This is a genomic window from Streptomyces sp. NPDC053750, assembly GCF_044544295.1.
Classification (GTDB): Bacteria; Actinomycetota; Actinomycetes; order Streptomycetales; family Streptomycetaceae; genus Streptomyces.
On the sequence record NZ_JBITXB010000034.1, the window covers coordinates 16,565 to 30,084 of the forward strand.

The following is a 13,520-nucleotide window of genomic DNA, read 5'->3' on the forward strand; positions in this document are numbered from 1 at the left end:
CGACGCGGCTGTCCTCACCGGATGCCTCGTCAGTCGCCCACGGCTTCGCCGACCTGCTCCTCGGTGGCCATCGCACCCGCCCATACGCGCGCCTCAGCCACACTCACCGGCACATAGTGCTGCCAGGCGTCCTTGGAGAAGCCCTTGCCGAGGGTGAAGTCCCCCGAGCCCGCCTTCGCCGTGAAGGCCTGCGGATCCCCGTTGACGTTGCGGCTCAGGTAGAGGCTGATCGTTCCCGCATGGGCGTCGAAGACACCGGTCAGCCGTACCATGCCGTCCATCACCGCTGCCTCGCTGGAAGCGACCGCGCTGAAGCTGCCGTCGGCGTTCAGCCGCCCGAAGCGCCAGAACCCCTCCGGAACGGTCTTCTCCTCGAGCGTCTGCTCGTCGAACACAGTCGTGGTGCCGGTTCGCTCGAACCAGATGCCCCAGGCCGAGCCGTCCGCAGCACGCTGACCCAGGACCTGGCCGGTGTAGCCGACTGGCTTGGCCAGGAGCTTGGCCGAGTCGAGGGCGGCCAGCGTGGTGACGGTGAACGATCCCATGTCGTCGACCACCGGTCCCGCGGTCACGGCCGCGTCGTCCGTGCCGTCGAACACCATCGCCGCGCCGTCCAGGACCGCACCGCCGGACAGCGTCAGGGACTTGCCGTAGCCGGAAATGGTGTCGGGGACGGCGGTGCCGCTGCCGCGGTCGGCCGACCAGTCGACGACCAGTTCCACCGCCGCACGGTTAGGCGAGTTCATCAATCGGGCGTCATCGGCGATCAGGTCGCCGGTCAGGGCCTGCTGCCAGACGGTGACTTCGTCGATGGAGCCGGCGAAGTAGTCGGTGTAGCCGTCCCGCCACAGCACCCGGCCAATCTGCAGCGGCCCCTCGGCCGCCCACGCCGCGGACACCGTGTCGCTGCCCTGCAGCCGGCCGTTCACATACAGACGGATCTGCTTCTGTGGAGCGTCGTACACGGCCGCGAGGTGGGTCCACACGCCGCGTGCGGCCGGCTGTGTGGCCGTCACCTTCTGCTCGGTGATGTTGCCGTCGGTGGCGTCCTTGGGGGACGTGCTCAACGTCCACGTCTTCTCCTCCTCCCGGTAGGTGAGGTAGAAGCCGCTGTAGAAACCACCATCCTGGCCCAGGACGGTCTGGTTGTGTGTCACGCCAGGCTTGAGCATGGCCCAGGCCGAGACCGTGTAGGAGGCACGCGTGTCCACCACCGATGAACTGGTGGCCGCGTAGTCGGTGGTTCCGTTCAGGGTCAGGCCCATGTCCGTGACCGGGGACTCGAGCGCGTTGTCCTGGGTGTCGTGGGTGATCAGGCCGCGGCGGCCGCGGTCGTCCCGTGCGGCCTGCCCGTAGAGGCTCGCGTCATCGTGTCCGTCGACGGTGCCGGAGTCGACAGCAGCCCCGGATGTCTCCGTGAAGTGGTACCGGCCGACCGGACCCTCGCCGGAGTCCACGAGAAAGTCGGTCACGGACTGCTCGCCCCAGCCGAGACTGTCCTTGGCCCGCACGTACACGCGGTAGAGGCCACCGCGGGTGGGTGTGACCGTCGCCGTGACGGTCGTGCCCTTCAGCTCGGCCGACCATGCGGCATCGGAAGACAACTTGTACTGGTAGGCGGTGTTCGCATCACCTGTGGCGGGCTTGAATGTAAGAGACGCCGCCACTCCCGGCCCGCCCCCTGCCACGCAGGCGCTGCTGGTGCACTCGGTGTAGGGGCTGGCGATGGTGACCTGTGGGGCCTTCGGCGGCATGGAGTCGACCCGGAAGTAGCAGTAGCCGTTGGAAGCGGCGCTGCTCAGGTAGTTGGAGCCGTAGTACGACCAGGTCCATGCGTGGTAGCGGTAAAGCTTGCCGTCAGCGAGATTCGACCAGGTCAGCGACACGGCCCGTTCGTCACCGACGTAGCCGGTGGAGGGGCTGAGGGAGCCGTTGCCCGGGCTGACGTCCGTCCACGTCTTGTCGGCGTTCTGCACGTCGACGTCGAAGTAGACCCGCAGCTGGGCGTCCTTCTCGCCGCCCGACTCCGTCTGAGCGGTGGCCTTCAGCAGGGGTGTGGGGTCGGACACGATCGCCGGGTCGCTCTCATTGGGTTCGCACACCGGGGCGGTGCTGGTCCCGCCGCCCTGCAGGCCGACGCCGGTGGGCTTGCCCGGCAGTCCGACGAAGTCGACGGCGAGCACCGCATCGTTCTTGAACCGTTTCCACGCCGAGGTGTCCGACTCGTCGTGCGCCCGGATCTCCAGGGTCAGCCGGGAGAACTTGCCCGCGGCGAAGTCCCGCACGGTCGCAGTGAGGTTCTCGTTCGTTTCCTCGGGGTTGTCGTTGAACTCGATCGGCGCATCCGGCGAGTCCGGGTCACACAGCGACCCGCGGCCGGCCGACACCCACCGGTCCCCCATCCAGTCCAGCTCCTTCGGCCGCGACGACCAAGTGGTGGCAGACGAGATGTTGTTGGTGCGGACCAGGTCCACCCAGCGAGGATCACATTGGAACGCCCACGGCTCCGTGACCCGGAAGGTGGCGTCGAGAACCTTTTTCCCCTTCAACTGGGCCGGGGAGAACTCGAAGTACAGCTTCTGCACATAGCCGGGGCCGCAGTAGTAGCCGGACCAGGAACCGCACTTGCCCGCGCCCTTGCCCATGCCGTCGTCCCCGTTGCCCCAGCCGTACGACTCGTAGCCGTCACTGCGCAGCAGGGTTCGTTCCGACTCGTCCCAACTCACCGGAGGGTCGATGAAGACCGGGAAGTCCGCCTCGTCGGTGGAGTTCAGCATGCCGGTGTCCGGGATGACCGACAGAGAGTCATCGTCGACTTCGACGTCCAGGCGGGCCACCGTATCGCCCTGTCCCGGTTCCAGACCGGAACCGGAGGGCGCGCTCTCCGCCGGGTCTGACGGAACACCCTGATCAGCCGCTGGGCTGTCAGCAGCCTGCGCAGTGACCAGCTGCGGCTGAGTGTCGTCGGCGTCCTGGCCCGCGGAGTCCCACATCCGGGCCGGCGGAGACCTGAACACCGTGGTGCCGTTGCCGTCCACCGCGGCAAGGTTGCCCGCCGCGCCCTTGGTGACGGTCAGGTTCTCCGTGTCCAGGGCGAAGGTCAGCTTCTCCAGTTCCTGGCTCGCCGCGGCCTCCGGGGTCTTCACCGCGAGGAGGTACTTGAAGCTTTCCGAGGTGGCGGTGACCTGCAGGTCAACGTCCGGGAGCACCTCCGGGTAGACCGCACTGGCGCCGTCCAGGCGTGGGGCCGGCAGGCTTCCGGGCCAGTCCAGGGTCAGGGACCGGCCCTCGTCCTCGATCCGCGCCAGCGGGCCGGTGTCACCGCCGCCGGAGAAGGTCATCTGCACGGCGGCGCCCTTCGGAGCCACGGTGCCATCCGATCGCTTTTCCAGCGTCGGATCCGGTGCCTTCCAGCCACCGCCGGCCGCCGGAACACGGACCGGTACCGCGGACTCCTCCAGCGTGAACGTGGATCCGTCCGGGTTGGCGAACACCGTGGTCCGCTCCGTACGCTCCCCCGTCACCTCCACCCGCTGGCCGGAGGCCTGCGCCTGCTCGAGAGCCTTCTGCCCCTCGGACAACGGCGGAACGGCGGGCTCATCACCAGCCGCGTGAGCCACCGGGCCAGGCACGAGAGACGCGATCACCGCCGCGCACACCGCTGCGGTCACGCCCGCCGTGGTGCCGAGGCCACGTCTTCCGCCAGGCTCTCCCGCACGGTCCTTCCATCCGGGCAACACTCCTCGCCCGCCCCGCAATCGGGTCCACATCTCTGCCACACCCCACCCGCAAGATTCACAAAGTAGCCAGGGGTAACTAACGCCCCAACAGAACGTCAGGTCAACGGGCAGGAAACGGACATCAACACGCCAAGTTCCAGAAGGCCATGTGAGGAAGGCAACGTTTAACCAGGGTTGTACGCCACAAGATCACATTCTTGCGTCCTTACCGACACGGCAAGATCAACAACCTGGCCAGCCGGCCCCCTCCACACCATGCCCCCACCGGCTGCCACGACCACCCGGCCACACCCATCACGACAGGCACGGCACCGGACAGCCGACACCACCGCCTGGTCTCTCTCCGGCCCCTGACCAGCCATCAACCAGCTCGGGACGACCGTGCGAGGACCCTGTCAGCAACCGGTCAGGGCCGGGCCGGCCTCCTACGAGGCCGGCCCGTACGCCACCACCTACTCCAGGCAACCGGCCGCCACCTCGCCCAGGACCGCTACCTCGGCTTCGTCGGCCGACATGGTCCAGCGGAGCTTCGTGCCCACCCACTCCACGACGTACCGGCAGTGCACCTCGGCCGCCGACGGAAGCCACTCAGCAAATCGATGCTGATCGGACCTCGGCCAGGAGCACCCATCGAGTGCCCCTCGGTACGTCTCGTGTGACCTGAGGGTGTCCCGTAATCGTGGTCACGCTCTGGGACTCAGTAGCGTGGCGGCCGCGGCGATGAAGGCCCCGGTAGCTTCCTTGGCCGCCTGCCGGCGGGCGTCCAGCTCAGGGCGATCGGTGACGTGCCGCAAGGCGTACGTGGCGTCTGCAGCCTGCTGGGCGGGACCGGCCAGCTCGGGGACCAGGACCTGGAGGCGGATGTGGGGCGCACTGATGGCCGCCCGGGTGTCGTGGCTCGTTGTCGGGGCTTCCATCTGGTGCTCGCTACCAGCCTCGGTCAGCGCCAGCCGCTCGCGGTGGAACATGGCCGAGCGGTGCGCGACCAGGCCATCCGCGAATTCGGTGACGGCGTTGAGCTGGTCCTGACGGTGGCTGTCGGTGCGCTGTTCAGCGCGGGCCATGTGTGCCGAACAGTGCTGGAGGAGTCCGGCGGTCAGGGCTCCAGCGAGAGTGCCGAGCACGGCGACGACTGAGGGCCACATCAGGGTGGATTCCCTTCGGGATGAGGGGCGAATAGCGAGGTACACAGCGCCTGCTCCGCGGCCAGGAACGCCTGTGGAACCCAAGTGGTATGGCCTCTGCCGCTGGTCGACACCTTGGCGATACGCCGTGGCGGGCTTGGCTCAGCGGCCGACGTCGTTGATGCCGGAGGCCAGCTGGCCCACGAAGTCCAGCACGCCCTGCCCGAAGGTGGTCGGTGCGACGAGGAGGGGGAGGACCCGCAGGTCACCGATACGACGCCGGCCTTGACTGGAGCACCCCCTCGGACGCGGGGGTGCTCCGAGGACCAAGCCCATGGCCCAGCCCGTCCCCGCGTCCTTCCCGCCGACGCGGGGGTGTCCCGTCTTCCAGTACGGCCCGCAGGACGAAGAGGGTGCACGGCCGCAGAAGAAGTCTGCCTAGTCCGCACAAGCGATCTTGGCACGGGTGCCGGGTGCCATTGCTCGCCGCGCTCCAGCTCTCCTTCGCTGCGCCGCGCGGCCGTACGTGGAATCGGACCGCGGCCCGCAGTCAGGGCTTCCAGGTGTGCAGGAAGGACGCGATGCGGGCGGCTGTGCAGCGTGGGTTGTTCAGTTCGTGGGCGAGCGCGGTGAGCTGCTCGCGGGTGGGACTGACCGGGATGTTGCTCGCCTCGAGGTACATGACGGCGGCGGCGCAGGCGACGGTGAGGTTGGAGCGTTCCAGCCAGCGGCAGCGGCCCAGGGTGTGGACCAGGGCGGCGGCGCGGGCGTAGGCGCCGTCGTAGACGGGGGTGTCGAGCAGTTCGCCGCGATGGCGCGCGACGGCGGCGATGGGCACGCCGTAGTCGTCGGCGGCGGGATCGCGGTGGCCGGCCCGTGCTGCGACCTCGAGGATCCAGGATTCGTCGACGTGCAGGATCACCCGGCGACACCCGGCTGGGAGGCGGTGTACGGGGCGTCGAGCTGCTGCTCCAGATCGTCGAGGAACGAGCCGTGCTCGTCGATGAGCCGCTGGGCCGCGGCCATGCCGGCGGCGCGCGCGCCGGTGGTGTCCTCGATGATGAGCCGCTCCACGTACCTGTTGAAGTGGCGTCCCATAACAATCCGCCCGACACCCCGCGCCCGTCCCGCAGCACCCCGCTGTCGTTGCCGCCTGACCGCAGAGTCGAAAACCACGAGGGGGACGGCGACCACGAGCCAAGGTCTCGGCCGTCGGACCAGTGACGATGCCCACGATGTGTACTCGGTGCCGCCGGGGGTGCGCCTGCCCCAGCCCCAGTAGTGAAGCGACCCGACTCTGGAGTCGGGCCGCTTCACTACTGAGGGGCCGCCCGTCACGTAGTGGCCCGGTCAGTGGTCGGGCGGCAGGCGCATCGCTAGGCCATCCAGAATCGCAGCGACCAGAAGAGGAGGCCGACGACGCCGGAGCCCAGGCCGTAGACGGCGCCGCGCAGCAGGTGGCGGGTCAGGGTGCCGTGATGGCGTGCGTCCCGGCGCTCGTTCCGGCGGCGGGTGGGTCGCCAGGGCCACTGCCGGTGTCCGTGCCTCTGCGGGGGCTGGAGGCCGGGGGCCGGGGTGCGCTTGGTTCGGGTGCGCTTGTTGCGGGATGCCGTCGTGCGGGCGGTTCGGCGCGTACGCTTGGGCACGGGGAGGCTCTCTTTCGTGAGGTGGTTTCCCGGGCGAGGAGTTCGCTCTGCGGTCGGTGGCCTCGGAACCGGTGACCGCGGGAGGGGCTCCTCGTCGGCTGTTCGGGGGTCAGGCGCGGCGGGCTGCCTGGTGGTGGAGGCGGTCGGCGATCTGGCGTTCGGGCCGGCACACCAGGGGCTGGTCGTCGTTGTGGTGCAGGGCGAGTCGTACGACTTCGTCGAGCAGCAACGGGTGGGCGGCTGGGGGCCGGTGTTCGTGCATCCACTGGGTGAAGCGGGCGGTGCCCAGGAGGAACTCCTCGTCGAGGTCGGTGGCCTGCAGGCGCAGTTGGTCGAGCCAGTGGGTGGCTTGGGTGCGGGCTCCGTGTGCGGTGTGGTGGAGGTAGAGGCAGTAGGTGGCGCCGAGGTGGCCGGCGCCGGCGGCCAGTTCCCACCAGAACTGGGCGCTTTGGGGGTGGTCGGCGAGGTGGAGCATGCAGCCGAAGAGCTGGGCGCCGTCGATGTCGAGGTCTTTGAAGGGGGGGTGGCGGTTGCCGTCGCCGTCGTCGCCGAGGCAGGCGGCGAGTTCTTCGACGTGGCGGGCCGCCTGGGGGTCCTTGAGGTAGAGGCGAGTCAGGACGGAGAGTTGGCGGCGGGAGCGTGTGACCAAGGCGGTGTCGCGTGTGGGGGGCAGGGGGGTCTTGCGGGCGAGGCGGCGCAGGCCGTCGGCCTCGTCGAAGGGGCGGCGGCGGGCCCGTAGGGCGTCGCCGGCCTTGGCGAGGATCTCTTCGACGGTGTCGGCGGGGCGGGATCGGTTGAGTTTTGCTCTGCTCACGGCGTCAGTCCTTCGTGTCCGTCTCGCTGCCATCGCCGGTGATGGCGTCGCTGTCTTTCTTGAGCAGCGTGGGCACGGCCTGTTCGATGCGCTGTTTTCCCTGGCGGCAGTGGTAGTTGACGGTCTGCTCGCTGATGCCCATGTACCAGCCGATGCGCTGGGGCTTGAGCTGGAGGATGTAGCGCAGGACGACGGCGTCGAACTGCTGGGGCGGCAGGCCGGCCAGGGCTTCGAAGACTCCCTGTTCGCTGTTGAGGCGGCCCAGGCCCTGCCGGTAGGTGTCGAGGCCGCGGGCTATCGCGGCGCGGTCCTCGCGGTCCTGCCGGTACTCCTCGACGGTCTGGCGCATGATCGCCCAGACCTGCTGCTGCATGTTGCTCTCGACCAGCAGCTCGTCCCAGTTGTCCTGCACCCGCGTCATTGCGGTGTGCACGGCCTCCTCGGCTGCCTCGTTGTCCTCCAGGACGACGAAGGCGTAGTCGTGGAAGGACGTCTGGTCGGACAGGTACAGCGCCTGATAGCTCAGGGGCAGGCGGGTGTAGACCCCGATCGGGTCCCCCCGCTGCCGGCACTGACGTGCTCTGCGTGCTCGTTGTCGTTCATGACTCCTCTTCGCGCGAGGACGGGTAGCGCCCCCCTTGCCCGGGCAACAGCGCCTGGACCGCGACTATGCGACGACTACTCAAGCGCGCCGAACGCCCGATCGCTCATGCACGAGAAGGCGAATTTCACCCCCGCGGCCACGGCCGGGACATTGAGCCCTCAACTACCTCTGGTAACAGGTAGTGAGCTGCCGCCTTCAACTAGTCATACAAACGAGAAGACGAGCGAGCCTCCGGAACTGTGCCCCAGCTCACACCCGCGCACACGCAGGCGCCGCACCGAGCCGCGACACGCACGAGTGAAAACCAGCGAACCGGTTGACGCAGGGAAGCCGGCCGCCTCACCAACACCCACCACACCCGCCCGTCAGCCCCTCCAGCACCTCCCGCTGGCTCAGTGCTGGAGAGCGCAGTCATCCGCTGCCAGGTGCAGGTGCCGAAGAATTTCCAGCTCGGCGGTGGGGAAGGCGTGCAGCTGCCACTTCTGGAGGTAGCCGTCCTCGCCGTGGGTTCGCCGCACCTTTTCGGCAGCCATCAGGACCGCATGTGCCAGGGAGGTGCGAGGACGTGTGGACGTCCACACGAGGGCGCCCTTCCCGTCCGGTGCGTCGAAGCTCGTCGACATGTCAGGGAAGCGACGGATCGTGATGTGCACGTCGCTGTTTCGGCGACGAAGAATCCACCGCGCCTCTGCCGGTTCGAGGTCGAACGAGAACCGCTGGATGCCATGGGGGCCGTAGAGGCCCGTCACGCCTTTCAACAGGTCGGCGAGCGCGTTTGTGCAGTAGCTGATGCTGTCCCGGTGTTTCGTCGAGCCGTCCCAGATCCTGCACGTCGCCCAGCCGGAGCCGCTCAGTTCCCAGCTGAAGTGCAAGGACCTCGTCACTGAATCCCCCTGATCGTTTGCGGACAACGCTACAGCGGTGCTGAAGACGTGGGACGGCCGGGTACGCCACTCGTCTGTGCGTACCCGGTCGTTCTTCGCGGCTTCCGTGTGTAGTTCGGTGTCGCCGCTTTCGGGCATGTCGAACCAGTAGAAGTGGTCCGCCGCGTTCACGTTGCGGAAGTGCGCAACGATGGTGGTCCCCTGCGGCAGCCAGCTGGACCAGTGCATCAGGCACCCCGAGGAACCCAACGGGCTCGATCACGACATGCTGTCGCAGTGCTCTCGCTTCGCATGGGGCGGGCCCTGACCACGACTTGTCAGGAAGGCAACCCAGGCCCGCGACCACATGTTATCGACGACTCGGCGCTGTTTCTGACGGCGTGTTCGCGTGGTGCGGGACGGTGGTCAGTCGGAGGCGGAGCCCTGGTCGCAGGTGAGCGTGCGGGATTCTTTGAGCCCTGCGAGGATCCAGGCTCGGTCGTGGGCGATCCGCTTTTCGCCTGTACTCCAGAGGTCGGGGCTGCTTGCGTGTCCGGGGATGGCGATGAGGGCGTGTTCACCGGACCGAAGTCGGGGCGAGACCTCGTGGTCCATCAGGAAGTTGATCCGGGCGGGGCCTGTACGGGGCTTGTAGCGGCGGGTGACGGCAAGTTCGATCCGGTCCTGCCGGGTGCCGGGTTCGGGGGCGACCTGGGTGACCGTGCCCTCGACGATGAGCCGGGCGCAGGCCACGTACCCGCCGGGTGTGACCTTGGTATCGGCGGTGCCACCGGTCGGATTCGTCCCGGTTCGGCCCGTGGTGAGCAGCCACGTCATCCCGAACGCTGCGCAGACGACAAGGGCCGCCACAAGGCCGCCCGCTGCGACGGCGCGGCCGCGGCGCGCCCGCCGGGGCGGCCTCGGCTGCTGCGGATGTCCGGCCGCACTCCTGCCGGGGGGTTGCGCCGGCTCCTGGGCGGTGAGCGCGTCGGCGATGGAGGTGAGCTCTTGGCGGAGCGTGGCGAGGTCGGCGCGGGCCGCGCGGTATTCGGTCATGCGGTCGGCGTCGGAGTACGCCGGGCGGGGCATCGGTTCGTCCAGGATTGCGGCCATCAGCGGGTCCGCCTCGCCGTGGCTGCCGGCCTGCGTGTGTTCGGCGGTCATGTCATACCACCTCGTCCTCGTGGAGCCGTTCGCGCAGGGCACGGACGGCGGTGTGCAGCCGGCTCTTGACCGTGCCTTCGGGGATGCCGAGCTGTTGGGCGATCGTCCGGACGGGCAGGTCGGCGTAGAAGCGCAGGATGAGGACCTGGCGCTGAGTCTCGGGCAGTTCGTCCAGACCCTGGGCGACGGCGAGGGAGAGCAGCCGGGTGTCCTCGCCGGAGGGGGTTTCCCCTTGCCGCAGCGAGGCCAGCCGCTCGCCGAGGCGTTCTTGGCGGTCCTTGGCACGGTGCCAGTCCATGGCGAGGTTGGAGGCGACGACCGCGGCCCACGCGGAGACGTTGCGAGGCGCCTCCTGGCCACTCGCTGCCCGCTCCAGCAGTCGCAGGCGGACCTGCTGTACTCCGTCCGGCAGGTCCGCCTGCGGCACTCCACCGAGTGCAAGTACCGCCCGCACCCGGTGTTCCTGGGCCGCGTCCAGCGGATCGTCAGTGCCATGGCCCGTTTCCCGGCTGCGGCTCGTCCTTCTGCGTAGCAACGGTCCTCCCTCCGAGTCTCTTTCCACGCGTTTGCTCTACGACGCCGCAGCTGTGCGGAACGTTCAATGCGGGCTCGTACAGAACCTGAACCCGGACGAGCTGCGGCTAGTGCTCACTGACGCGGATCTTCAGCCGCTGACGCCGGTCGTGCTGATGGACTCGGGCGGGCTCTTCGACCCAGCCCCGTCCTCGCCTGGCTGCAGCATCCGATGCTCAACGTGCTCGAGCAGAACACCCGATCACCCCCCTCCTCTGTCCTACGCCCCCTCGTCACCAGCCACGGAATCACCATCACCACAGACATCAAGATTTCGCTGCGGAAGCCTGAGGCAGTCATTACTGTGCACATGACACATGCCCACGTGTGGCAGCCAGCAGCTTCGCCCCGTCCAGGGCGTCGAGTTGGGCGTCCTCGCCGGGCGGACCCGGACGCGCTCGACGGGACCGCGCCGTCGCCATCGTCCTCGCCGAGCTCCGACAAGCCGGCGGCTACCGGCGCGGCATGGCCGCACAGCTGGCACGCGAACACGGCGGCAGCGAACGCGGCTGGCAGCGCGCAATGAACGAGGCCTGCGCCCAGTACGAGCACGGCCAGGACCAAGACGACGCGGGCACCGTCCCGCAGGCCGCGCAGCCGTCACCCTGACCTCCCGCGCAGCCGCGCCCGGCCGGCACCCGGGCCCCCTGCTGGTGCGCCGACTCGTCCGGCGCGGCGGCCTCGCCGACGCGCAACTCCACAGGACCGCCCGATCCCCCGGCCGCACACCGCACCCGTTCCGCCCGTCCCTTCCCTTCCTTCCTTCTTTCTGTTCTGGGCGAGCGCGGGGGTGTGCAGAGCGGGATGTTGGGCTGCCGACCAAGCCGTCACAGGCGTGGTGAGCTGCGGATACGCCGTCAGGGGCCGGATAGGCGCGGACAGTTGTCGGCGGGGGTTGTCGGCAGTGACCAGGGCGGGGTTGTGGGCCTGGTCGGGGGCGGTGTTGTCGCATCATGACCCTGGTCGGGCCTTCACGGTCGGTGGTGCGGTTGGGGCCGGCTGCTGCTGTGAGCGGGACAGGCGGAGCCACGAGAGGTCGGCGCCGCAGGGACCGAGCGGCGGCGGAGGCGCGGCGATGCTGAACGTGGATGTGGGTGGCGGAGATCAGTTGGCGGTGGCGGTGCTGGCGCAGTACCGGATGGCGACCACCGAGCAGATGCACCTGCCAATCGCGCCCGGGGTGCGGATTGAGCGGACGCGGCGGCGGCTGGTCAAGCTGCGTGGCGAGGGGCTGATCGACCGGGTCACGCTGCCGCAGGCCGGCCGGACCCGGGTCTTGTTCGTCACCCAGTACGGGGCGCAGGTCGCTATGGAGAGGCCGGAGCTGCGCAATTGGCAGCCCTCGAGGACGGTGTCGGACCGGACAGCCGCGCGGCTGCGCGTCGGGCACGCGCTGACGGTGGCGGAGACCGGGCTGGCGTTCGTGCAGGACGCCCGGCGCCGCGGGGACGTGTGCCGGCCTTTGGACTGGATCCCCGAGGTCTACCACTCCCTCGGCAGCGGTGAGACCGTCATCCCCGACGCCCTGCTCTACTACCGACAGAGCGACGACGGCGAGAGGGCTGGCTCCATGCTGCGGGCCTTCGTGGAAGTCGACCGGGCCACCATGGGACCCGAACGCCTCGCGGCCAAACTTGGTGCCTACGCCCGCCTGCACCAGTGCGTACCCGCACCCCCACCCGGCGCGCGGCACCAGCCGGCCGGCCGCGAGGAGAGCTGGCGGCAACGCTACCCGCTCTTCCCCCGGCTGCTGTTCGCCCTCGACGGCACCGGCCAAACCGGCGTCGACACCCGCATCAGCGCTCTACGGCAGCCGCCCGCGACATCGCACTGGCGAGCTTCCTGCGGGAGGTTCCCGTGCTGGCGGCCCCGATGACCGACCTGCTCCAACACGGCCCGGCAGCGCCCGTCTGGCGGCCCGTCCACGACCCCGACCACAGGGTCAGCTGGGTGGACTCCCGGCGCCCGTAACCGGGTCGCAGTGACGGCTGTCCGTGACCCATCCGAGCCCCAGATAGCGTCACGGGCAGCCGTCAGGTGGTGACGCTTGCTGAACGCGAACGCTGTCGGCGCCGCCAGGCCTGTGTCCGGCACCGTGGTGAGCAGTAGCGGCTGTCCGACCGCTTCCGGACACCCAGAGGGGTGTCGCTTGCGTACCACGCGTCCCTGCACTCCGGGCAGTAGAACCGAGGCCAGGGGTGCGGGCGCCCCTCCATCAGGGCTTTGTACGCCTCGCCCCCGGCCTCGATGGCGGCCCAACGAGCCCGCTGCACGCGCCAGGCCCGCGTACGGCACCGGGCAGAGCAGTACCGCCGCGACCGCCGGCTTCCGCTCGGGAGGTCAGTGCCGCACTCATCACACCGCCGCGTCGCTCGCCTCGCCATATCTCCAGAATGCGCCGCTCGAACCCGGGGCCGAAGGACATCGGACGGCGGGTGCTGTCGGTTGTTTGGCTGTGCATGCGAGAACCGAACGGGAGTCGTTTGCCGACGACTGGGAGTCAGCACCCATCTTTGAACCGGTGCGGCAGGTCGGGTCAGTGCACACGTGGGTACCAGGGGACAGCTGACCGGCTGGCTGCTGGTCGGGGTTGAATTATGCGGAGGGCCATGAAGAAGGAAGCGCGAAGATTGAGATGTCGGGACCTCCGACAGCAAGCATGGTGCCGTCAGCAGAAAAGGCGACTGCTCCGACGCCTTCCTCGTGCTGGGTCAGGGTGAACAGGCACTTCTTCGCTTCCACGTCCCACAGCCGCACCGTAGCGTCGCGGCTACCGGAGGCGAGCATGCCGTTGGGTGCGAAGGCCACCGACGTGACCGATTCGCTGTGCTCGGAGAAGGTGGCCACACACTCCGCCGCTTCCACGTCCCACAGCCGCACCGTGGCATCGATGCTGCCGGAGGCGAGCATGCCGTTGGGTGCGAAGGCCACCGACGTGACCGATTCGCTGTGCTCGGAGAAGGTGGCCACACACTCCGCCGCTTCCACGTCC

At 69.0% G+C, this 13,520-nt stretch carries 14 protein-coding genes and 1 pseudogene; 2 read left to right on the forward strand and 13 right to left on the reverse strand.

Going from position 1 to position 13,520, the window contains the following annotated elements; all coding sequences use genetic code 11:
* Positions 1-29: 29 nt before the first annotated feature.
* From ACIGO6_RS39710 to ACIGO6_RS39765, 12 genes and pseudogenes are all read right to left on the reverse strand, one after another.
* Complete coding sequence (locus ACIGO6_RS39710) at positions 30-3,341, reverse strand: LamG domain-containing protein (RefSeq protein ID WP_399885394.1); 3,312 nt, start codon at positions 3,339-3,341, stop codon at positions 30-32.
* An 851-nt stretch (positions 3,342-4,192) separates the two neighbouring features.
* Positions 4,193-4,333: pseudogene (locus ACIGO6_RS39715) on the reverse strand (HNH endonuclease); the annotation flags it as partial.
* A 90-nt stretch (positions 4,334-4,423) separates the two neighbouring features.
* Positions 4,424-4,885, reverse strand: coding sequence for a hypothetical protein (locus ACIGO6_RS39720; RefSeq protein ID WP_399885351.1), 462 nt, complete (start codon positions 4,883-4,885; stop codon positions 4,424-4,426).
* A gap of 141 nt (positions 4,886-5,026) precedes the next feature.
* Positions 5,027-5,200, reverse strand: a complete 174-nt coding sequence (locus ACIGO6_RS39725; protein WP_399885353.1) for a hypothetical protein — start codon at positions 5,198-5,200, stop codon at positions 5,027-5,029.
* 214 nt (positions 5,201-5,414) lie between these two features.
* The gene (locus tag ACIGO6_RS39730; RefSeq protein ID WP_399885355.1) at positions 5,415-5,786 is read right to left on the reverse strand and encodes a fic family toxin-antitoxin system, toxin component; all 372 of its coding nucleotides are present in this window, start codon (positions 5,784-5,786) and stop codon (positions 5,415-5,417) included.
* Positions 5,783-5,962, reverse strand: coding sequence for a hypothetical protein (locus ACIGO6_RS39735; protein WP_399885357.1), 180 nt, complete (start codon positions 5,960-5,962; stop codon positions 5,783-5,785). The genes ACIGO6_RS39730 and ACIGO6_RS39735 overlap by 4 nt, the downstream gene beginning before the upstream one ends.
* A 278-nt stretch (positions 5,963-6,240) precedes the next feature.
* Positions 6,241-6,510: a hypothetical protein gene (locus ACIGO6_RS39740; protein ID WP_399885359.1), complete on the reverse strand. Its 270-nt coding sequence runs from the start codon at positions 6,508-6,510 to the stop codon at positions 6,241-6,243.
* Positions 6,511-6,619: 109 nt separating this feature from the next.
* Complete coding sequence (locus tag ACIGO6_RS39745; RefSeq protein WP_399885361.1) at positions 6,620-7,324, reverse strand: hypothetical protein; 705 nt, start codon at positions 7,322-7,324, stop codon at positions 6,620-6,622.
* Between the two features lie 4 nt (positions 7,325-7,328).
* A complete protein-coding gene (locus ACIGO6_RS39750; RefSeq protein ID WP_399885363.1) occupies positions 7,329-7,757 on the reverse strand; it encodes a sigma factor-like helix-turn-helix DNA-binding protein in 429 nt (142 codons plus the stop codon).
* Positions 7,758-8,320: 563 nt separating this feature from the next.
* Positions 8,321-9,040 (reverse strand): hypothetical protein, encoded by a 720-nt coding sequence (locus tag ACIGO6_RS39755; RefSeq protein ID WP_399885365.1) that lies wholly within the window; start codon positions 9,038-9,040, stop codon positions 8,321-8,323.
* Positions 9,041-9,217: 177 nt separating this feature from the next.
* Positions 9,218-9,955 carry a hypothetical protein gene (locus tag ACIGO6_RS39760; RefSeq protein WP_399885367.1) on the reverse strand — a complete coding sequence of 246 codons (738 nt, stop codon included), beginning with the start codon at positions 9,953-9,955 and terminating at the stop codon, positions 9,218-9,220.
* Between the two features lies 1 nt (position 9,956).
* Complete coding sequence (locus tag ACIGO6_RS39765) at positions 9,957-10,490, reverse strand: RNA polymerase sigma factor (RefSeq protein WP_399885369.1); 534 nt, start codon at positions 10,488-10,490, stop codon at positions 9,957-9,959.
* Positions 10,491-10,855: 365 nt separating this feature from the next.
* Here ACIGO6_RS39765 and ACIGO6_RS39770 point away from each other — a divergent pair, with 365 nt between their 5' ends.
* Positions 10,856-11,137, forward strand: a complete 282-nt coding sequence (locus ACIGO6_RS39770; protein ID WP_399885371.1) for a hypothetical protein — start codon at positions 10,856-10,858, stop codon at positions 11,135-11,137.
* A gap of 466 nt (positions 11,138-11,603) precedes the next feature.
* Complete coding sequence (locus tag ACIGO6_RS39775) at positions 11,604-12,404, forward strand: replication-relaxation family protein (RefSeq protein ID WP_399885373.1); 801 nt, start codon at positions 11,604-11,606, stop codon at positions 12,402-12,404.
* Between the two features lie 719 nt (positions 12,405-13,123).
* Here ACIGO6_RS39775 and ACIGO6_RS39780 read toward each other — a convergent pair.
* The coding region (locus ACIGO6_RS39780) for a WD40 repeat domain-containing protein (RefSeq protein WP_399885375.1) at positions 13,124-13,520 on the reverse strand (397 nt) is incomplete at its 5' end.

Coding starts and splice junctions, on each gene's coding strand:
- ACIGO6_RS39710 (WP_399885394.1), bottom strand. CDS start 3,341: ATGACCTTCTCCGGCGGCGGTGACACCGGCCCGCTGGCGCGGATCGAG.
- ACIGO6_RS39720 (WP_399885351.1), bottom strand. CDS start 4,885: ATGTGGCCCTCAGTCGTCGCCGTGCTCGGCACTCTCGCTGGAGCCCTG.
- ACIGO6_RS39725 (WP_399885353.1), bottom strand. CDS start 5,200: ATGGGCTTGGTCCTCGGAGCACCCCCGCGTCCGAGGGGGTGCTCCAGT.
- ACIGO6_RS39735 (WP_399885357.1), bottom strand. CDS start 5,962: ATGGGACGCCACTTCAACAGGTACGTGGAGCGGCTCATCATCGAGGAC.
- ACIGO6_RS39755 (WP_399885365.1), bottom strand. CDS start 9,040: ATGCACTGGTCCAGCTGGCTGCCGCAGGGGACCACCATCGTTGCGCAC.
- ACIGO6_RS39760 (WP_399885367.1), bottom strand. CDS start 9,955: ATGACCGCCGAACACACGCAGGCCGGCAGCCACGGCGAGGCGGACCCG.
- ACIGO6_RS39775 (WP_399885373.1), top strand. CDS start 11,604: ATGCTGAACGTGGATGTGGGTGGCGGAGATCAGTTGGCGGTGGCGGTG.